Annotated in this window: 12 protein-coding genes, 11 tRNA genes and 4 rRNA genes; all 27 read left to right on the forward strand. The window is 43.9% G+C overall.

The genetic code is table 11. The features are described from left to right. The first annotated feature begins 102 nt into the window (after positions 1–102). Entirely contained in the window at positions 103–870 is a 768-nt protein-coding gene (locus MKY08_RS00470; protein WP_025218335.1) for a type III pantothenate kinase, read from the forward strand. Positions 871–891: 21 nt separating this feature from the next. Next, positions 892–1,773 (forward strand): Hsp33 family molecular chaperone HslO, encoded by an 882-nt coding sequence (hslO, locus tag MKY08_RS00475; RefSeq protein WP_024362610.1) that lies wholly within the window; start codon positions 892–894, stop codon positions 1,771–1,773. Next, the gene (locus MKY08_RS00480; RefSeq protein ID WP_069510853.1) at positions 1,757–2,722 is read left to right on the forward strand and encodes a peptidyl-prolyl cis-trans isomerase; all 966 of its coding nucleotides are present in this window, start codon (positions 1,757–1,759) and stop codon (positions 2,720–2,722) included. The genes hslO and MKY08_RS00480 overlap by 17 nt, the downstream gene beginning before the upstream one ends. Before the next feature lie 152 nt (positions 2,723–2,874). Next, a complete protein-coding gene (cysK, locus tag MKY08_RS00485) occupies positions 2,875–3,804 on the forward strand; it encodes a cysteine synthase A (protein WP_069510855.1) in 930 nt (309 codons plus the stop codon). A 501-nt stretch (positions 3,805–4,305) separates the two neighbouring features. Continuing rightward, a complete protein-coding gene (locus MKY08_RS00490) occupies positions 4,306–5,685 on the forward strand; it encodes an anthranilate synthase component I family protein (protein ID WP_081327913.1) in 1,380 nt (459 codons plus the stop codon). Then, positions 5,682–6,263 (forward strand): aminodeoxychorismate/anthranilate synthase component II, encoded by a 582-nt coding sequence (gene pabA, locus MKY08_RS00495; protein WP_069510859.1) that lies wholly within the window; start codon positions 5,682–5,684, stop codon positions 6,261–6,263. Before MKY08_RS00490 ends, pabA begins: the two co-directional genes overlap by 4 nt. 1 nt (position 6,264) lies before the next feature. Continuing rightward, positions 6,265–7,104 carry an aminodeoxychorismate lyase gene (gene pabC / locus MKY08_RS00500; RefSeq protein ID WP_069510861.1) on the forward strand — a complete coding sequence of 280 codons (840 nt, stop codon included), beginning with the start codon at positions 6,265–6,267 and terminating at the stop codon, positions 7,102–7,104. 13 nt (positions 7,105–7,117) lie between these two features. Next, a complete protein-coding gene (folP, locus tag MKY08_RS00505; RefSeq protein WP_069510863.1) occupies positions 7,118–7,972 on the forward strand; it encodes a dihydropteroate synthase in 855 nt (284 codons plus the stop codon). After that, entirely contained in the window at positions 7,972–8,337 is a 366-nt protein-coding gene (folB, locus tag MKY08_RS00510) for a dihydroneopterin aldolase (RefSeq protein WP_024362617.1), read from the forward strand. Before folP ends, folB begins: the two co-directional genes overlap by 1 nt. Next, positions 8,337–8,858, forward strand: coding sequence for a 2-amino-4-hydroxy-6-hydroxymethyldihydropteridine diphosphokinase (gene folK / locus MKY08_RS00515; RefSeq protein ID WP_069510865.1), 522 nt, complete (start codon positions 8,337–8,339; stop codon positions 8,856–8,858). Before folB ends, folK begins: the two co-directional genes overlap by 1 nt. Positions 8,859–8,964: 106 nt before the next feature. Further along, positions 8,965–10,005 carry a tRNA dihydrouridine synthase DusB gene (gene dusB, locus MKY08_RS00520; protein WP_069510868.1) on the forward strand — a complete coding sequence of 347 codons (1,041 nt, stop codon included), beginning with the start codon at positions 8,965–8,967 and terminating at the stop codon, positions 10,003–10,005. A 216-nt stretch (positions 10,006–10,221) separates the two neighbouring features. Beyond that, complete coding sequence (gene lysS, locus MKY08_RS00525) at positions 10,222–11,724, forward strand: lysine--tRNA ligase (RefSeq protein WP_176723162.1); 1,503 nt, start codon at positions 10,222–10,224, stop codon at positions 11,722–11,724. A 552-nt stretch (positions 11,725–12,276) separates the two neighbouring features. After that, positions 12,277–13,828: ribosomal RNA gene (locus tag MKY08_RS00530) — 16S ribosomal RNA — on the forward strand. Between the two features lie 181 nt (positions 13,829–14,009). Beyond that, positions 14,010–16,937: ribosomal RNA gene (locus tag MKY08_RS00535) — 23S ribosomal RNA — on the forward strand. Between the two features lie 116 nt (positions 16,938–17,053). After that, positions 17,054–17,169, forward strand: a 5S ribosomal RNA gene (gene rrf, locus MKY08_RS00540). Between the two features lie 10 nt (positions 17,170–17,179). Further along, a tRNA-Val gene (locus MKY08_RS00545) sits at positions 17,180–17,255 on the forward strand. 3 nt (positions 17,256–17,258) lie between these two features. Next, a tRNA-Thr gene (locus MKY08_RS00550) sits at positions 17,259–17,334 on the forward strand. A 6-nt stretch (positions 17,335–17,340) separates the two neighbouring features. Beyond that, positions 17,341–17,416: transfer RNA gene (locus tag MKY08_RS00555), tRNA-Lys, on the forward strand. 22 nt (positions 17,417–17,438) lie between these two features. Next, positions 17,439–17,523, forward strand: a tRNA-Leu gene (locus MKY08_RS00560). Positions 17,524–17,571: 48 nt separating this feature from the next. Beyond that, positions 17,572–17,646 (forward strand) — tRNA-Gly (locus MKY08_RS00565). Between the two features lie 5 nt (positions 17,647–17,651). Further along, positions 17,652–17,740: transfer RNA gene (locus MKY08_RS00570), tRNA-Leu, on the forward strand. Between the two features lie 13 nt (positions 17,741–17,753). Then, a tRNA-Arg gene (locus MKY08_RS00575) sits at positions 17,754–17,830 on the forward strand. Between the two features lie 9 nt (positions 17,831–17,839). After that, positions 17,840–17,916 (forward strand) — tRNA-Pro (locus MKY08_RS00580). A 20-nt stretch (positions 17,917–17,936) separates the two neighbouring features. Then, positions 17,937–18,012: transfer RNA gene (locus MKY08_RS00585), tRNA-Ala, on the forward strand. Between the two features lie 142 nt (positions 18,013–18,154). After that, positions 18,155–19,706, forward strand: a 16S ribosomal RNA gene (locus MKY08_RS00590). Together the 16S, 23S and 5S rRNA genes with 11 tRNA genes alongside form the textbook arrangement of a ribosomal RNA operon. Before the next feature lie 96 nt (positions 19,707–19,802). Next, positions 19,803–19,879 (forward strand) — tRNA-Ile (locus MKY08_RS00595). A gap of 13 nt (positions 19,880–19,892) precedes the next feature. Beyond that, positions 19,893–19,968, forward strand: a tRNA-Ala gene (locus tag MKY08_RS00600). Positions 19,969–20,069 lie beyond the last annotated feature (101 nt).

The following is a 20,069-nucleotide window of genomic DNA, read 5'->3' on the forward strand; positions in this document are numbered from 1 at the left end:
CCGCTAGTCCGATGAAGTGGAGTTGCACAAACGAAATGTTTGGTGAAAGTAGTGAAGCACAGTCGGTTTCATTGGGGCGAATTTGATATGGAGGCATCGGCCGTGATTTTAGTATTGGATGCAGGAAATTCAAATATTGTATTGGGAGTCTATGATACAAATGATCAGCTCGCTTTTCATTGGCGAATGGTTACGGATCTTCATAAAACGGAAGACGAATATGCGATGCAAGTACTCGCTTTTTTTAACCATGCAGGCATTTCATTTGAACAAATTACTGGCATTATTATATCCTCGGTTGTACCGCCGATTATGTTTTCGTTAGAAGCAATGTGCAAAAAATATTTCCGGAAAAAACCATTGGTCGTTGGCCCCGGTGTCAAAACAGGTTTAAATATTAAATATGAAAACCCACGAGAGGTTGGTTCGGATCGAATCGTAAACGCAATAGCAGCGCTCGATGCATATAAAGCACCGTTAATTATTGTGGATTTTGGTACAGCAACAACATATTGTTATTTGAATGAAAAAGGCGATTATATGGGCGGTGCTATTGCTCCAGGTATTTCAATTTCAACGGAGGCACTTTATACGCAGGCAGCTCGATTACCACGTATTGAAATTCTTCGTTCTACACATATTGTTGGAAAAACAACCGTTTCTGCGATGCAGGCCGGCATTTTTTATGGTTTTGTTGGACAAGTGGAGGGCATTGTTAATCGCATGAAGGCACAAAGTAAAGAAGAGCCGCTTGTGATTGCAACTGGAGGATTAGCCAATTTAATTGCTGGGGAGACGCAAGTAATAGATGTCGTCGATCCATTTTTAACATTAAAAGGTTTATATAAGTTATATAAACGTAACCAATAAGAAAAGAGGGACTTTTCATTTATGAAAGATTATTTAGTTCGAGGTTTAGGATTTAATGGGCAGGTACGTGTTTTCGCTGCTTGTACAACAGCCACTGTAGGAGAAGCACAACGCCGTCATAATACATGGCCAGTTGTGTCAGCGGCTCTTGGCCGTTCCATGACTGCTGGTGTCATGATGGGAGCTATGTTAAAAGGTCAAGAAAAGATTACGATTAAAATCGAAGGTAATGGTCCAATCGGTCCTATGGTAATTGACAGTAACGCTCAAGGCGAAGTCCGTGGTTTTGTAACAAATCCACATGTGCATTTTGATTTAAACGAACAAGGTAAATTGGATGTACGAGCTGGTGTCGGCACGGAAGGTGCGTTAACGATTGTCAAGGACCTGGGCTTACGTGATATGTTCTCTGGTCAAACACCAATCATATCTGGAGAAATTGCAGAAGATTTTACTTACTATTTTGCAACATCTGAACAGGTACCTTCATCTGTGGGACTTGGTGTACTAGTAAATCCAGATAATTCTATTCTAGCAGCGGGCGGCTTTATTCTTCAACTGATGCCGGGCTGTGAAGAAGAAACAATTGATGCAATCGAGCAACATTTAGCGACGCTAGAGCCTGTATCGAAAATGATTGAAAAGGGCTATACGCCAGAGCAAATTTTAGAGGCTGTATTAGGAGAAGGAAAAGTCCAAATTTTAGATTCAATGCCGGTTGAATTTAAATGTCAATGTTCAAAAGAGCGATTTGGTGCAGCAATTTTAGGTTTGGGTTCGCAGGAAATTCAAGAAATGATTGATGAAGATGGTGCGGCTGAAGCGCAATGTCACTTCTGTTTAGAAACATATCATTTCTCAAAAGAAGAACTAGAAGGTTTTATCGATGAGCTCAACGCGTAATCGGAGACCACAGACATCTTCAACACCCAACCAAACGCCCTTATTGCAACGCCGTTTAAAAACAAAACCGGCTTTAATAGTTATTGCTATATTATTACTAGGGAATTTTTTATGGTTTATTGCTTGGTTAATTCCAAATAAAGGTCAGGAAATTGGTAGCGACGAACAAGTCGCTACCGTTGATGGCGATGTAATAACACGCCAAGACTGGATGATTGCTATGGAAGAACGCTATGGTAAAGAAACTCTCCAAAACTTAGTGAATGAATCTGTTATGGAAAAGGCTGCTGATAAATATAAAATAAAAGTGTCGAATCAAGAGATTGATTTAGAACTTGCCCTAATGCGTTCAGCTCAAGATAAATTCGATACAGCATTGCAAAATCTTTCGGCTGACCAGTTAAAGCAGAAAATTCGCTCGGAGCTTATTTTAGATAAAGTACTAACAAAAGATGTAGTGATTAAAGAAGACAGTATAAAAAAATACTATGAAGAAAATAAAGCGTTATATAATACTGACACAAGTTATCGTACAAATTTTATTGAGGTAGACTCAAAAAAAGCTGCTGAAGAAGCGCTAAGTGAACTAAAAAATGGTTCTGATTTTTCTGTGCTGGCACGTGAAATTTCAATTGACAGTGCATCGGCTAGCTTAGGTGGAGACATCGGCTTCTTAACAGAAGAGCAAGGTAATATTGATCCAGCTCTGTTAAAGGCGGTTAAAACTTTATCGGCAAATGAAATTAGTAAGGTATTTAAGTTAGATAATGGCCATTACGGAATCGTGCAAGTTCAAGAAGTAATAGAAGGTCAATCCTTTACATATGACGATGTGAAAGAACATATCGAACGGGAGCTTGCGTTGGAGCAATTGCAACAATCTATAACACCTGAAGCATTTTGGTCTGAATTTAAGGCGACTTGGTATTATGGTGAAGAAAAGAAATGATAAAGGGAAGCCAGAAAGTAACGTACTTTCTGGCTTCAAATAAATATTCTGAAAATATAAGCTTTATTGATTGACAATGCAACTGGAAAATTGATAAAATACAAAATAAGTAAAACCTATAAAATTAGTAGGGATTAGGAGTGGAATAATAAATGAGTAGATTAGCGAACTCAGTAGCTGAATTAGTTGGTAAAACACCAATTGTAAAATTAAATCATGCAACAGGTGAAAATGAAGGTACTGTATATGTTAAATTAGAGTATTTTAACCCAGGGAGCTCAGTAAAAGACCGTTTAGCGTTGGCGATGATTGAAGCTGCTGAAAAAGACGGAACGTTAAAACCAGGTGGTACGATTATTGAACCTACTTCTGGTAATACAGGAATTGGATTAGCAATGATTGCTGCAGCTAAGGGCTATAAAGCAATCTTAGTAATGCCAGAAACAATGAGTTTAGAGCGCCGTAATTTACTGCGTGCTTATGGTGCTGATCTAGTATTAACACCTGGACCAGCAGGCATGAAAGGTGCCATTTCAAAGGCGGAAGAGTTATCTGCAGAGCACGGATACTTTTTACCACAGCAATTCACTAACCCAGCAAACGCAGTTGTTCACCGTTTAACAACAGGGCCAGAAATCGTGGAAGCTTTTGACGGCTTGAAATTAGATGGATTTGTTGCTGGTGTTGGTACAGGTGGTACAATTACTGGTGCTGGTAGCGTATTAAAAGAGAAGTACCCAGAAATTGAAATTATTGCTGTTGAGCCAAAAGATTCTCCAGTACTTTCAGGAGGTCAACCAGGTCCGCATAAAATCCAAGGGATTGGTGCTGGATTCGTACCTTCTGTTTTAGATACGGACGTTTATTCTTCAGTATTCCCTGTAGAAAATGAAATTGCCTTTGAAGTAGCACGTAAAGTAGCGCGTGAAGAGGGTATTCTATGCGGTATTTCTTCAGGTGCAGCGATCTATGCAGCAATTGAGACAGCAAAACGCTTAGGTAAGGGCTCAAATGTTCTTGCAATCGTACCTTCAAATGGTGAGCGTTACCTATCTACACCTTTATACCAATTTGAAGACTAATTTTCAGATAACATGACATCCTCCTATTAGGGAGTCTTATAGACTGTAGGCAATCTCAAAAAATTGAGAGTGTGCCTACAGTTTTTTCTTTATGGAATAGCTGTGGCGTCAAATTCTGCGCGCAGGTTGATTCCCTTAAAGGGGGTTACTTGCTTTTTGTAGGCGGGTTTTAAGTATTCTTTGCGCTTATCACGCAGGACTCGAGCAAGCGTTCACTACAATCAATTAATAAATTCACATACGTATTTTAGCTTGGCAACATGTTTAGAAAAATTCTTAATTATACAGAACGTCCGTATGGAACATCTTTTGAGCAAGAAATAATGCCATTAAAAACGACAGTATTGGCAAGCGGTTGTAGTAAGAAGTGACGTTAATAGTTATTTATTTTAGAAGCAAAAAAAATTCGCATCTCTGCATTTTTCACGTTAAGATGGAATCACATCATATGATCCAAAGGGGAAGAGCAACGTGAATAAATTATCTACGAAATCAGTAAAAATGGACGCAGACGCGTTTTTTTATAGCTATAAAAAGCAAACGACAGATGAAAAAGCCCATGTATTTTTAGAGAGTGGACGTGGGGGGCACTATTCGATCGCTGCTTGGCAGCCATTAGCAACTGCTCAATCAATTGCGGGTGGTTTGCTTATTGAGTGGAGAGATGGCGCTCGCGAAATGTTATACGGGGAGCCACTTGATTTATTAGAACAGTTAGTAGCGAACTATCAATTAACTTATGATGCTAAACTGCCTGTTTTCCAAGGAGGCGCAATCGGTTTTGTGTCATACGATTACGCACGGAAAATTGAGGAGCTGCCAGAACTAGCAACAGATGATTTAAAGGTGCCAGATATTTATTTTTATTTATTTGATTGTTGGGCAGTACATGATGTTAAGACAAATGAAGTAACGTTTATGAAGTTAGCTAACTGTGATGTGAACCTTGAAGAGCGAGCACATACTTGGCAAGTAGCGGCACAGGAAGGTTTGCAGTTAAGAAAGTTCGAAAAGACAAATGCTGTTGAAGTGGTAAATGATGAAAGTGAGCTGCTTGTGTCATTTGCAGGAACGGACTTTGAAGCTGCTGTGAAGAAAATTCAAAGCTATATAGCACAAGGTGATGTGTTTCAAGTGAATTTATCAGTCCGTCAATCGAAAAAACTAAATGCTACAGCAATGGATGTTTATGAAGCGTTACGTACCTTTAATCCTTCGCCATATATGGCGTATATTGAAGCCCCTGAATTTGCGGTTGTGTCGGGTTCGCCAGAGCTATTGGTGAAACGCCATGGTAAGGAGTTATCAACACGACCAATAGCAGGAACGCGTCCGAGAGGAAAGTCTGACGAACAAGACATTGCGTTAGCTCAGGAGTTAATTGATAACGAGAAGGAGCGAGCAGAACATGTGATGCTCGTTGATTTAGAACGTAATGACCTAGGGAGAGTATCCACGTACGGTACAGTGGAGGTCGATGAGTTTATGGTCATTGAACGCTATTCACATGTCATGCATATTGTGTCAAATGTCCGTGGCGAACTAGCTGAAGGAAAGACCAATGCGGATGTTGTTCGAGCGATGTTCCCAGGTGGGACGATTACAGGCGCACCTAAAATTCGTACGATGGAAATTATTGAAGAATTAGAACCAGTCCGTCGAGGGTTATATACGGGTTCCATCGGCTGGTTAGGCTATACAGGAGATATGGAATTGAATATTGTAATACGAACAGCATTTGTTAAAGATGGAATGGCCCATATCCAAGCTGGTGCAGGAATTGTCATTGATTCTGTTCCGGAAAGAGAATACCAAGAATCTTTAAATAAAGCAAAAGCTATGTGGCAGGCTAAGGCAATGGCAGAGGAGCGAGCAAAATGATTTTAATGATTGATAACTATGATTCTTTTACATATAATCTTGTGCAGTATTTTGGAGAATTTGGACATGAGTTAATTGTGAAAAGAAATGATTCGCTAACAATTGCGGATATTGAAAAACTTGCGCCCGATATGATTGTGATTTCTCCTGGACCTTGTAGTCCGAACGAAGCTGGTGAAAGTCTAAACATCATTCGATATTTCGCGGGAAATATTCCTATTTTAGGGGTGTGTCTTGGACATCAAGCAATAGCTCAAGTTTTTGGGGGGCATGTTATTCGTGCAGAACGTTTAATGCATGGTAAAACGTCTCCGGTGTTGCATGCTGAAAATGGTCTACATGCAGGTATGCCCAATCCATTTCAAGCAACACGATATCATTCGCTTATTGTGGAAAAAGAAAGCTTACCAGCCTGTTTTGATGTGACAGCTTGGACCGCGGAAGGAGAAATTATGGGGATTCGACATAAAGAGTATCCAATCGAAGGAGTTCAATATCATCCAGAATCTATTATGACGGAACAGGGGAAAAAGCTTCTACGTCATTTTATCGAATTGTATGTAGAAGGAGCGAAATAATATGCAGTGCTGGTTGAACGGGACCTATGTAACAGCGGAGGAATTGCGAATCTCACCATTTGACCATGGTTTTTTATATGGCTTAGGTTTTTTCGAGACGTTGCGTACTTACAATGGGAAGGTATTATTTTGGGAAGCGCATATGGAACGATTACAAGCGGCACTTACGCAGTTCCATATTCACATGCCTTATACACAACAGGATTTACTAGCTGTTATTGAACAACTAAATTTAGCCGCCGGTGGGCAAGATGGTTATTTTCGTTTAAATGTATCTGCTGGGGAGCACAGTATAGGCTTGCAACCGAGCGAGTATACACAACCCAATGTGATCGTCTTTCGGAAAGAGTTGCCTGATACTCCTCGTGGTAAGGAAAAAACAGCGCAATGGTTAGAGGTAAGACGAAATACTCCTGAAGGTACTTTGCGTGTTAAATCGCATCATTATGGCAATAACGTTTTAGGGAGGTTTGAAATGTCCTCTTTAGCCATGCAGGAAGGTTTCTTTTTAACAGAGGAGGGCTATGTGGCTGAAGGTGTCACTTCAAATATATTTTGGGTGAAAGATGATATACTATATACGCCTTCTTTAGAAGCGGGTATTTTACCTGGTATTACGAGAGCGTGGATACTAGAACATGCGCAATCAGTAGGTATGGAAATACGAGAAGGTTTATTTACTAAAAACGATGTGGAGCAAGGGAGCGAATGTTTTATTACAAACTCTGTGCAAGAGCTTGTTCCGATTTGCAAGTTAGAAGATATTCAGTTGTTAGGCAATAAAGGACCGATTTATTTACGTTTACATGAGGCGTTTATCAAAGAGGTGGAACAACAATAGAAGGAGCATTAAAATGCTAGAAAACTATACAACTACGTTAACAATTAATGGGATTACTTTAGATTATAACAGTGAAACATTTATTATGGGTATTTTAAATGTCACGCCAGACTCTTTTTCAGATGGTGGGAAATACAATAGCGTTGAGGCCGCTGTAGAGCAGGCTAAAAAGATGGTTGCTGAAGGTGCGAAAATTATTGATGTTGGCGGTGAATCGACACGCCCTGGTTATGAGCGTATTTCTGATGAAGATGAAATTGCGCGCATTGTTCCGGTTATTCAGGCACTAGTAGCGGAAGTACCAGCTATTATTTCGGTTGATACGTATAAAGCAAAAGTAGCGCGTGCGGCGATTGAAGCGGGTGCTCATATTATTAATGATATTTGGGGTGCCAAATCAGAACCTACCATTGCAGAAGTTGCTGCGGAACTAAATGTACCGATTATTTTAATGCATAATCGCGAAAACAAAGATTATGGAAGTAATTTTTGGGCAACAGCCAAAGCGGATTTAGAACAGAGTATTGCTATTGCGAAGAAGGCTGGTGTGCAAGATTCTCATATTATATTGGATCCAGGCATTGGTTTTGCTAAAACAACAGCTCAAAATATTGCAATGATGCAGCATCTAGCGGATTTAGTGAATATGGGATACCCTGTGTTATTAGCAACCTCGCGTAAGTCAATGATTGGCAATGTATTGCAGCTTCCTGTAGAAGAACGGATTGAAGGAACATGTGCAACTGTTGTTTATGGCATTGAAAAAGGCTGTCATCTAATCCGTGTGCACGATGTGAAAGAAATGGCTCGTGCTGCACACATGGCTGATGTGTTAGTAGGTAAACGTATTTACAAGGAGGAAGCGTAATGGACTATATTCATTTAAAGGACATGCAGTTTTATGGCTATCATGGTGTTTTAGCAGCAGAAACAACACTTGGTCAACGCTTCCGCGCCAATGTTTCACTAGCGGTTGATATGACTAAAGCGGGTGACACAGATGATTTAACGTATACAGTGAATTATGCTGAAGTGTATGCGCTTTGTCGTGATATCGTTGAGGGCGAGCCTTTTAAACTAATTGAAGCCCTTGTTGCGAAAATCGCTAATAGTATTCTCTCTGCATATCCTGACAAGGTCAAAGGTGTACGAGTTGAGCTGATTAAACCAGATCCGCCAATCCATGGTTATTACAAAGAAGTTTCAGTTGAGATAACTAGAGGTGACTTCTAATGAATGACGTATATATATCAATTGGCACCAATATTGGTGAACGTTATGAAAACCTTCAGCGTGCAATTGAACTTTTGATGGAAAAAGACCAGATAGAGGTTATGCGTATATCTTCTATCTATGAAACTGCAGCTGTAGGCTTTACTGACCAAGCAGATTTTTTAAATATCGCTGTATATATTAGAACAAGCAGTTCTTCTTGTGAAATGCTAAAGATTTGTCAGTCAGTAGAGAATGAGCTAGGTCGTGTTCGGGAGTTTCGATGGGGGCCTCGAATCATCGACCTTGACATTCTACTCTACAATCACGAAAATATTGAAACAGAGAGCTTACTTGTGCCACACCCAAGAATGTATGAACGAGCTTTCGTGTTAGTACCATTAATAGAAATTACGCCTACCCCATCTGGAGAGCAATTGCAAAGAGCACACGAAACGCTGCAACAGATGAATTGGCAAGAGGAAGGCGTAACACTATGGAAGCAATCGGCGGATACGAGATTGATGCCGTCTATGAAATAATGTGCATAAGTTTGATTTGTGGAGAGCTTAATAATAAATGCCAAAAGCATTAACAATACATCTTTAGCAATGACGGGTGAAAGCCCATAGAAGGAGGAAATCGACGTTGAGTCAGACAACTGAAAAGCCGTTTCAAATTGGCGATATTGTCATGGACAACCGTGTCGTATTAGCACCAATGGCTGGTATCTGTAACTCTGCTTTTCGATTAACGGTGAAAGAATTCGGAGCAGGGCTAGTATATGCAGAAATGATTAGTGATAAAGGGATTGTTAGTAAAAACGAAAAGACGTTAGGTATGCTATATATTGACGAACGTGAAAATCCCCTTTCCCTACAAATTTTTGGTGGAGATAAAACGACACTTGTAGAAGCGGCGAAGTATGTAGACGAAAATACAACTGCCGATATTATTGATATTAATATGGGCTGTCCAGTCAATAAAATAATTAAGTGTGAAGCAGGTGCGCGTTTACTGCTAGATCCAAACAAAGTTTACGAAATGGTAGCTGCGGTTGTTGATGCGGTGAAAAAGCCAGTCAGTGTAAAAATGCGTATTGGGTGGGACGATGAACATGTCTTTGCTGTGGAAAATGCGCAGGCTGTGGAACGTGCCGGCGCTTCAGCAGTAGCGGTTCATGGTCGTACACGTGTGCAAATGTACGAAGGAAAAGCAAATTGGGATATTATTCGTCAAGTAAAGGAAAATGTCAATATCCCTGTGCTTGGCAATGGTGATGTTGAATCGCCCCAAGATGCAAAGCGTATGCTAGATACAACAGGGGTGGATGCTGTAATGATCGGACGAGCAGCATTAGGTAATCCGTGGATGATTTATCGTACAGTTCAGTATTTGGAAACAGGAGAGTTAAAAGACGAGCCTGGCGTTCGTGAAAAAATGGATGTATGTTTATTGCACTTTGAACGCCTAATGCAATTAAAAGGAGAGAGTGTGGCTGTGCGCGAAATGCGTAAGCATGCATCGTGGTATTTAAAAGGTATTCGTGGTAACGGTAAAGCTCGCAGTGCTATTAACCAAACCGAAACAGCAACAGAATTACGTGCTATATTAAATGGTATTGTGCAAGAATATGAGCAACGTGAGTCTGAAATTTATGTACCAGAGCAAAAAGAAATTATCATATAATGGGATAAGGGGCATCTCAATTTAAATTTGAGATGTCTCTTTTGCTATGATTAATGTAAAAAGTAAATATAGAACAACCTGATCTGCCCACTTTAATTTTTAGAATTATTAATTATTTTAACTCTTGTGGAATTTAAACCGAAACAGATGAATACAGCTTTAAAATTGTGTACAATAGAAATATTATGGACGTAAACGCGGACAATTTAATAAGGAGTGAAACAAGTGTCAAACATAGAAGAGTTAAATGATCAGCTATTGGTGAGACGTCAAAAAATGACTGCTATTCAAGAGAACGGTCAAGATCCATTTGGTAGTCGATTTGAGCGTACACATCTTTCTACAGAAGTGCGCGAACAATTTGCAGATCAAACAAAAGAACAGCTAGAAGAAAACCTACAAGAAGTAATTATCGCAGGTCGTATTATGACAAAGCGCGGTAAAGGGAAAGCTGGCTTTGCACATATTCAAGATTTAGGTGGACAAATTCAAATTTACGTTCGTCAGGATCATGTTGGTGAAGAAGCTTATGACTTATTTAAACAAGCTGACCTTGGTGATATCGTAGGTGTACGTGGTAACGTATTCCGTACGCAAGTGGGAGAGCTTTCAGTGAAGGCTGAAGGATTTACGTTCCTAACAAAAGCGCTACGTCCTATGCCTGAAAAATTCCATGGCTTACAAGATGTAGAACAACGATACCGTCAACGTTATTTAGATTTAATGACAAACGAAGATAGCAAAAAAACATTTATTACGCGTTCTAAAATTATCCGCGCAATTCGTAACTATTTAGATAATGCAGGCTACTTAGAAGTAGAAACACCAATGCTTCATACAATTGCTGGTGGTGCAGCGGCTCGTCCGTTTATTACTCACCATAATGCACTTGATATGGAACTATACATGCGTATTGCTATCGAGTTGCACCTAAAACGTTTAATCGTGGGTGGACTAGAAAAAGTTTATGAGATTGGCCGTGTATTCCGTAACGAAGGTATCTCTACTCGTCACAATCCGGAGTTCACAATGATTGAGCTGTACGAAGCATATGCAGACTACAAAGATATCATGTCATTAACAGAAAACTTAATTGCCCATGTAGCACAAGAAGTTCTTGGCACAACATCCGTACAATACGGTGAAGATGAAATTAACCTTGCTGTAGGTTGGAGACGTGTTCATATGGTAGATGCAGTTAAAGAAGCTACAGGCGTTGATTTCTGGCAGCCAATGACGAAGGAACAAGCGCAAGCACTTGCAAAAGAACACGGGGTAGAAGTCAAAGCGGCGCATGAAGTCGGTCATATTATTAATGAATTCTTCGAGCAAAAAGTAGAAGAAACACTAGTGCAGCCAACTTTTGTATTCGGTCACCCTGTAGAAATCTCTCCTTTAGCGAAGAAAAACCCAGAAGACGAGCGTTTCACAGATCGTTTTGAGCTGTTTATCGTACGTCGTGAGCATGCGAATGCATTCACAGAGCTTAATGATCCAATCGATCAACGTGAACGCTTTGAGGCGCAACTAGCTGAAAAAGAGGCGGGCAATGACGAAGCACACGAAATGGATAATGACTTTATTGAAGCTTTAGAATACGGTATGCCGCCAACAGGTGGATTAGGTATTGGTATTGACCGTCTAATCATGCTTCTTACAAACTCACCATCAATTCGTGATGTACTATTATTCCCAACAATGCGTCATATAACGAAATAATCATTAAATTAGGAGATCCTTGTTGAAAAGGGTCTCTTTTTTTATTGAGAAATGACAAAAACAGAGGTATAGTAATAACAATGTTTTCAAAGCAAGAATAATTGTAAAAACATCGTAGCTAGAAACTACTATTAATAGCTTACTAATGACGTTTTTTTAAAGAAATAATATTTTTGTAGAAAAATACTTGCAGAGATTTTAGAAACGTGATAAATTATTACTTGTCGTTAAGACGACGCAACATTAAGTATTACAAACTTCTTAAATAATGACTGCAAAAAAATGTTGACAACAACATTTGGAAGTGGTAAGATTTAAAAGTTGTCGCTTCTTAAAGAAGTAAAGTATTTTAAAAAAGTTGTTGACAACGAAGTTTGAAAATGTTATTATATAAAAGTTGCTGAAACAAACGGCAACGAAATGAACCTTGAAAACTGAACAAGCAAAACGTAATCAATATAGTTTTTAGTAGCTAACTTCGTTAGTGAACGAAACAAAATTTTGGACATCAAAATTGATGCCAGCAAAACAATTTGAGCTAATCAAATTTCTTTTATGGAGAGTTTGATCCTGGCTCAGGACGAACGCTGGCGGCGTGCCTAATACATGCAAGTCGAGCGAACAGAGAAGGAGCTTGCTCCTTCGACGTTAGCGGCGGACGGGTGAGTAACACGTGGGCAACCTACCTTATAGTTTGGGATAACTCCGGGAAACCGGGGCTAATACCGAATAATCTATTGTTCCTCATGGGACAATACTGAAAGACGGTTTCGGCTGTCGCTATAGGATGGGCCCGCGGCGCATTAGCTAGTTGGTGAGGTAACGGCTCACCAAGGCGACGATGCGTAGCCGACCTGAGAGGGTGATCGGCCACACTGGGACTGAGACACGGCCCAGACTCCTACGGGAGGCAGCAGTAGGGAATCTTCCACAATGGGCGAAAGCCTGATGGAGCAACGCCGCGTGAGTGAAGAAGGATTTCGGTTCGTAAAACTCTGTTGTAAGGGAAGAACAAGTACAGTAGTAACTGGCTGTACCTTGACGGTACCTTATTAGAAAGCCACGGCTAACTACGTGCCAGCAGCCGCGGTAATACGTAGGTGGCAAGCGTTGTCCGGAATTATTGGGCGTAAAGCGCGCGCAGGTGGTTTCTTAAGTCTGATGTGAAAGCCCACGGCTCAACCGTGGAGGGTCATTGGAAACTGGGAGACTTGAGTGCAGAAGAGGATAGTGGAATTCCAAGTGTAGCGGTGAAATGCGTAGAGATTTGGAGGAACACCAGTGGCGAAGGCGACTATCTGGTCTGTAACTGACACTGAGGCGCGAAAGCGTGGGGAGCAAACAGGATTAGATACCCTGGTAGTCCACGCCGTAAACGATGAGTGCTAAGTGTTAGGGGGTTTCCGCCCCTTAGTGCTGCAGCTAACGCATTAAGCACTCCGCCTGGGGAGTACGGTCGCAAGACTGAAACTCAAAGGAATTGACGGGGGCCCGCACAAGCGGTGGAGCATGTGGTTTAATTCGAAGCAACGCGAAGAACCTTACCAGGTCTTGACATCCCGTTGACCACTGTAGAGATATGGTTTTCCCTTCGGGGACAACGGTGACAGGTGGTGCATGGTTGTCGTCAGCTCGTGTCGTGAGATGTTGGGTTAAGTCCCGCAACGAGCGCAACCCTTGATCTTAGTTGCCATCATTTAGTTGGGCACTCTAAGGTGACTGCCGGTGACAAACCGGAGGAAGGTGGGGATGACGTCAAATCATCATGCCCCTTATGACCTGGGCTACACACGTGCTACAATGGACGATACAAACGGTTGCCAACTCGCGAGAGGGAGCTAATCCGATAAAGTCGTTCTCAGTTCGGATTGTAGGCTGCAACTCGCCTACATGAAGCCGGAATCGCTAGTAATCGCGGATCAGCATGCCGCGGTGAATACGTTCCCGGGCCTTGTACACACCGCCCGTCACACCACGAGAGTTTGTAACACCCGAAGTCGGTGAGGTAACCTTTTGGAGCCAGCCGCCGAAGGTGGGATAGATGATTGGGGTGAAGTCGTAACAAGGTAGCCGTATCGGAAGGTGCGGCTGGATCACCTCCTTTCTAAGGATATTTTCGGAATACAAACCTTGGGTTTGTAAGATTACGTTTTGCGTTCAGTTTTGAAGGTTCATCATTACGATGAAATACTTCAAAACTTGTTCTTTGAAAACTGGATAAAACGACATTGAAATTGTAACAAACACATTTATTTTTTAAATTAAGTTTTTAGGCTTAATAACTAGGTTAAGTTATTAAGGGCGCACGGCGAATGCCTTGGCACTAGGAGCCGAAGAAGGACGGCACTAACACCGATATGCTTCGGGGAGCTGTAAGTGAGCTTTGATCCGGAGATTTCCGAATGGGGGAACCCACTACGTTTAATCGCGTAGTATCTTGACGTGAATACATAGCGTCTTGAAGGCAGACCCAGGGAACTGAAACATCTAAGTACCTGGAGGAAGAGAAAGAAAAATCGATTCCCTGAGTAGCGGCGAGCGAAACGGGAAGAGCCCAAACCAAGAGGCTTGCCTCTTGGGGTTGTAGGACACTCTATACGGAGTTACAAAGGAATGAGTTAGATGAAGCGACTTGGAAAGGTCCGCCAGAGCAGGTAAAAGCCCTGTAGTCGAAAGTTCATTCCCTCCAGAGTGGATCCTGAGTACGGCGGAACACGTGAAATTCCGTCGGAATCCGGGAGGACCATCTCCCAAGGCTAAATACTACCTAGTGACCGATAGTGAACCAGTACCGTGAGGGAAAGGTGAAAAGCACCCCGGGAGGGGAGTGAAAGAGATCCTGAAACCGTGTGCCTACAAGTAGTTAGAGCCCGTTAATGGGTGATAGCGTGCCTTTTGTAGAATGAACCGGCGAGTTACGATTACGTGCGAGGTTAAGCTTTAGAAGGCGGAGCCGCAGCGAAAGCGAGTCTGAATAGGGCGAATTAGTACGTGGTCGTAGACCCGAAACCAGGTGATCTACCCATGTCCAGGGTGAAGGTGAGGTAACACTTACTGGAGGCCCGAACCCACGCACGTTGAAAAGTGCGGGGATGAGGTGTGGGTAGCGGAGAAATTCCAATCGAACTTGGAGATAGCTGGTTCTCTCCGAAATAGCTTTAGGGCTAGCCTCGTGATGAGAATACTGGAGGTAGAGCACTGTTTGGACTAGGGGGCCATCCCGGTTTACCGAATTCAGACAAACTCCGAATGCCAGATATTTATACACGGGAGTCAGACTGCGAGTGATAAGATCCGTAGTCAAAAGGGAAACAGCCCAGACCACCAGCTAAGGTCCCAAAGTAATCGTTAAGTGGAAAAGGATGTGGCGTTGCACAGACAACCAGGATGTTGGCTTAGAAGCAGCCATCATTTAAAGAGTGCGTAATAGCTCACTGGTCGAGTGACGCTGCGCCGAAAATGTATCGGGGCTAAACGATTCACCGAAGCTGTGGATTGACATCTACGATGTCAGTGGTAGGAGAGCGTTCTAAGTGCGTTGAAGTCAGACCGGAAGGACTGGTGGAGCGCTTAGAAGTGAGAATGCCGGTATGAGTAGCGAAAGACGGGTGAGAATCCCGTCCACCGTATGACTAAGGTTTCCTGAGGAAGGCTCGTCCGCTCAGGGTTAGTCGGGACCTAAGCCGAGGCCGATAGGCGTAGGCGATGGACAACAGGTTGATATTCCTGTACCACCTCCTCACCGTTTGAGAAATGGGGGGACGCAGTAGGATAGGGTAAGCGCGCCGTTGGTTGTGCGCGTCCAAGCAGTAAGGCGTGTGTGTAGGCAAATCCGCACACTGTAACGTTGAGCTGTGATGGCGAGTCCGTATGGACGAAGTTCCTGATTTCACACTGCCAAGAAAAGCCTCTATCGAGGTGAGAGGTGCCCGTACCGCAAACCGACACAGGTAGTCGAGGAGAGAATCCTAAGGTGTGCGAGAGAACTCTCGTTAAGGAACTCGGCAAAATGACCCCGTAACTTCGGGAGAAGGGGTGCTCTTGAGCGTGCAAGCGCATGAGAGCCGCAGTGAATAGGCCCAGGCGACTGTTTAGCAAAAACACAGGTCTCTGCAAAACCGTAAGGTGACGTATAGGGGCTGACGCCTGCCCGGTGCTGGAAGGTTAAGAGGAGTGGTTAGCGCAAGCGAAGCTGCGAATTGAAGCCCCAGTAAACGGCGGCCGTAACTATAACGGTCCTAAGGTAGCGAAATTCCTTGTCGGGTAAGTTCCGACCCGCACGAAAGGCGTAACGATCTGGGCACTGTCTCAACGAGAGACTCGGTGAAATTATAGTACCTGTGAAGATGCAGGTTACCCGCGACAGGACGGAAAGACCCCGTGGAGCTTTACTGTAGCCTGATATTGAATTTTGGTACAACTTGTACAGGATAGGTAGGAGCCAGAGATCTCGGAGCGCCAGCTTCGAAGGAGGCGTCGGTGGGATACTACCCTGGTTGTATTGAAATTCTAACCCATGCCCCTTAGCGGGGCAGGAGACAGTGTCAGGCGGACAGTTTGACTGGGGCGGTCGCCTCCTAAAAGGTAACGGAGGCGCCCAAAGGTTCCCTCAGAATGGTTGGAAATCATTCGTAGAGTGTAAAGGCACAAGGGAGCTTGACTGCGAGACCTACAAGTCGAGCAGGGTCGAAAGACGGGCTTAGTGATCCGGTGGTTCCGCATGGAAGGGCCATCGCTCAACGGATAAAAGCTACCCCGGGGATAACAGGCTTATCTCCCCCAAGAGTCCACATCGACGGGGAGGTTTGGCACCTCGATGTCGGCTCATCGCATCCTGGGGCTGTAGTCGGTCCCAAGGGTTGGGCTGTTCGCCCATTAAAGCGGTACGCGAGCTGGGTTCAGAACGTCGTGAGACAGTTCGGTCCCTATCCGTCGTGGGCGTAGGAAATTTGAGAGGAGCTGTCCTTAGTACGAGAGGACCGGGATGGACACACCGCTGGTGTACCAGTTGTCTTGCCAAAGGCATCGCTGGGTAGCTATGTGTGGACGGGATAAGTGCTGAAAGCATCTAAGCATGAAGCCCCCCTCAAGATGAGATTTCCCATTACGCAAGTAAGTAAGATCCCTCAAAGACGATGAGGTAGATAGGTTCGAGGTGGAAGTGTGGTGACACATGGAGCTGACGAATACTAATCGATCGAGGACTTAACCAAAAAAGTTTGAAACATTCAATGCACCGTTTATCCAGTTTTGAAAGAACAAGTAAGTTTTTAAAAAAAGCTTGTAATTATAATATTTTATGTTATAATGAATCTTGTCTTTTAAATAGTCTAGTGATGATGGCAAAGAGGTCACACCCGTTCCCATACCGAACACGGAAGTTAAGCTCTTTAGCGCCGATGGTAGTTGGGGGCTTCCCCCTGTGAGAGTAGGACGTCGCTAGGCATAATACCCAGGAGGATTAGCTCAGCTGGGAGAGCATCTGCCTTACAAGCAGAGGGTCGGCGGTTCGAGCCCGTCATCCTCCACCATATGCCGGTTTAGCTCAGCAGGTAGAGCAACTGACTTGTAATCAGTAGGTCGTGGGTTCGATTCCTATAGCCGGCACCATTTTTTGAGCCATTAGCTCAGTTGGTAGAGCATCTGACTTTTAATCAGAGGGTCGAAGGTTCGAGTCCTTCATGGCTCACCATTTTAATTGCCAACAATAATATGCGGGTGTGGCGGAATTGGCAGACGCACTAGACTTAGGATCTAGCGCCGCAAGGCGTGGGGGTTCGACTCCCTTCACCCGCACCATTTATATATTAAAATAATAATTGCCAGGATAAATAATCTTATGCACATGCGGAAGTAGTTCAGTGGTAGAACACCACCTTGCCAAGGTGGGGGTCGCGAGTTCGAACCTCGTCTTCCGCTCCAAATGTGCCGGGGTGGCGGAACTGGCAGACGCACAGGACTTAAAATCCTGCGGTAGGTGACTACCGTGCCGGTTCGATTCCGGCCCTCGGCACCATTTTTAATATTTAGCGCCCGTAGCTCAATTGGATAGAGCGTCTGACTACGGATCAGAAGGTTGTGGGTTCGACTCCTGCCGGGCGCGCCAATAAATAAACGGGAAGTAGCTCAGCTTGGTAGAGCACTTGGTTTGGGACCAAGGGGTCGCAGGTTCGAATCCTGTCTTCCCGACCATTTCCTAAAATACAATTTATGGGGCCTTAGCTCAGCTGGGAGAGCGCCTGCCTTGCACGCAGGAGGTCAGCGGTTCGATCCCGCTAGGCTCCACCAATTAATGTAAATGAACCTTGAAAACTGAACAAGCAAAACGTAATCAATATAGTTTTTACTAGCTAACTTCGTTAGTGAACGAAACAAAATTTTGGACATCAAAATTGATGCCAGCAAAACAATTTGAGCTAATCAAATTTCTTTTATGGAGAGTTTGATCCTGGCTCAGGACGAACGCTGGCGGCGTGCCTAATACATGCAAGTCGAGCGAACAGAGAAGGAGCTTGCTCCTTCGACGTTAGCGGCGGACGGGTGAGTAACACGTGGGCAACCTACCTTATAGTTTGGGATAACTCCGGGAAACCGGGGCTAATACCGAATAATCTATTGTTCCTCATGGGACAATACTGAAAGACGGTTTCGGCTGTCGCTATAGGATGGGCCCGCGGCGCATTAGCTAGTTGGTGAGGTAACGGCTCACCAAGGCGACGATGCGTAGCCGACCTGAGAGGGTGATCGGCCACACTGGGACTGAGACACGGCCCAGACTCCTACGGGAGGCAGCAGTAGGGAATCTTCCACAATGGGCGAAAGCCTGATGGAGCAACGCCGCGTGAGTGAAGAAGGATTTCGGTTCGTAAAACTCTGTTGTAAGGGAAGAACAAGTACAGTAGTAACTGGCTGTACCTTGACGGTACCTTATTAGAAAGCCACGGCTAACTACGTGCCAGCAGCCGCGGTAATACGTAGGTGGCAAGCGTTGTCCGGAATTATTGGGCGTAAAGCGCGCGCAGGTGGTTTCTTAAGTCTGATGTGAAAGCCCACGGCTCAACCGTGGAGGGTCATTGGAAACTGGGAGACTTGAGTGCAGAAGAGGATAGTGGAATTCCAAGTGTAGCGGTGAAATGCGTAGAGATTTGGAGGAACACCAGTGGCGAAGGCGACTATCTGGTCTGTAACTGACACTGAGGCGCGAAAGCGTGGGGAGCAAACAGGATTAGATACCCTGGTAGTCCACGCCGTAAACGATGAGTGCTAAGTGTTAGGGGGTTTCCGCCCCTTAGTGCTGCAGCTAACGCATTAAGCACTCCGCCTGGGGAGTACGGTCGCAAGACTGAAACTCAAAGGAATTGACGGGGGCCCGCACAAGCGGTGGAGCATGTGGTTTAATTCGAAGCAACGCGAAGAACCTTACCAGGTCTTGACATCCCGTTGACCACTGTAGAGATATGGTTTTCCCTTCGGGGACAACGGTGACAGGTGGTGCATGGTTGTCGTCAGCTCGTGTCGTGAGATGTTGGGTTAAGTCCCGCAACGAGCGCAACCCTTGATCTTAGTTGCCATCATTTAGTTGGGCACTCTAAGGTGACTGCCGGTGACAAACCGGAGGAAGGTGGGGATGACGTCAAATCATCATGCCCCTTATGACCTGGGCTACACACGTGCTACAATGGACGATACAAACGGTTGCCAACTCGCGAGAGGGAGCTAATCCGATAAAGTCGTTCTCAGTTCGGATTGTAGGCTGCAACTCGCCTACATGAAGCCGGAATCGCTAGTAATCGCGGATCAGCATGCCGCGGTGAATACGTTCCCGGGCCTTGTACACACCGCCCGTCACACCACGAGAGTTTGTAACACCCGAAGTCGGTGAGGTAACCTTTTGGAGCCAGCCGCCGAAGGTGGGATAGATGATTGGGGTGAAGTCGTAACAAGGTAGCCGTATCGGAAGGTGCGGCTGGATCACCTCCTTTCTAAGGATATTTTCGGAATACAAACCTTGGGTTTGTAAGATTACGTTTTGCGTTCAGTTTTGAAGGTTTATAACTAACTTTATAAAACTTCCAAGAGGGCCTATAGCTCAGCTGGTTAGAGCGCACGCCTGATAAGCGTGAGGTCGATGGTTCGAGTCCATTTAGGCCCACCATATATAACCTCTTGGGGCCTTAGCTCAGCTGGGAGAGCGCCTGCCTTGCACGCAGGAGGTCAGCGGTTCGATCCCGCTAGGCTCCACCAATTTTTATTTGTTCTTTGAAAACTGGATAAAACGACATTGAAATTGTAACAAACACATTTATTTTTTTAAGTTTTTTATAGGCTTAATAACAAATGAAGGT

This window comes from Lysinibacillus sp. FSL M8-0337, assembly GCF_038593855.1.
In the GTDB taxonomy this organism is placed as follows: Bacteria; Bacillota; Bacilli; order Bacillales_A; family Planococcaceae; genus Lysinibacillus; species Lysinibacillus sphaericus_D.

Excerpts from the sequence above, each read along its gene's own strand:
- hslO (WP_024362610.1), top strand. The coding sequence starts at position 892 with ATGAAAGATTATTTAGTTCGAGGTTTAGGATTTAATGGGCAGGTACGT.
- MKY08_RS00480 (WP_069510853.1), top strand. The coding sequence starts at position 1,757 with ATGAGCTCAACGCGTAATCGGAGACCACAGACATCTTCAACACCCAAC.
- cysK (WP_069510855.1), top strand. The coding sequence starts at position 2,875 with ATGAGTAGATTAGCGAACTCAGTAGCTGAATTAGTTGGTAAAACACCA.
- MKY08_RS00490 (WP_081327913.1), top strand. The coding sequence starts at position 4,306 with ATGGACGCAGACGCGTTTTTTTATAGCTATAAAAAGCAAACGACAGAT.
- pabA (WP_069510859.1), top strand. The coding sequence starts at position 5,682 with ATGATTTTAATGATTGATAACTATGATTCTTTTACATATAATCTTGTG.
- pabC (WP_069510861.1), top strand. The coding sequence starts at position 6,265 with ATGCAGTGCTGGTTGAACGGGACCTATGTAACAGCGGAGGAATTGCGA.
- folP (WP_069510863.1), top strand. The coding sequence starts at position 7,118 with ATGCTAGAAAACTATACAACTACGTTAACAATTAATGGGATTACTTTA.
- folB (WP_024362617.1), top strand. The coding sequence starts at position 7,972 with ATGGACTATATTCATTTAAAGGACATGCAGTTTTATGGCTATCATGGT.
- folK (WP_069510865.1), top strand. The coding sequence starts at position 8,337 with ATGAATGACGTATATATATCAATTGGCACCAATATTGGTGAACGTTAT.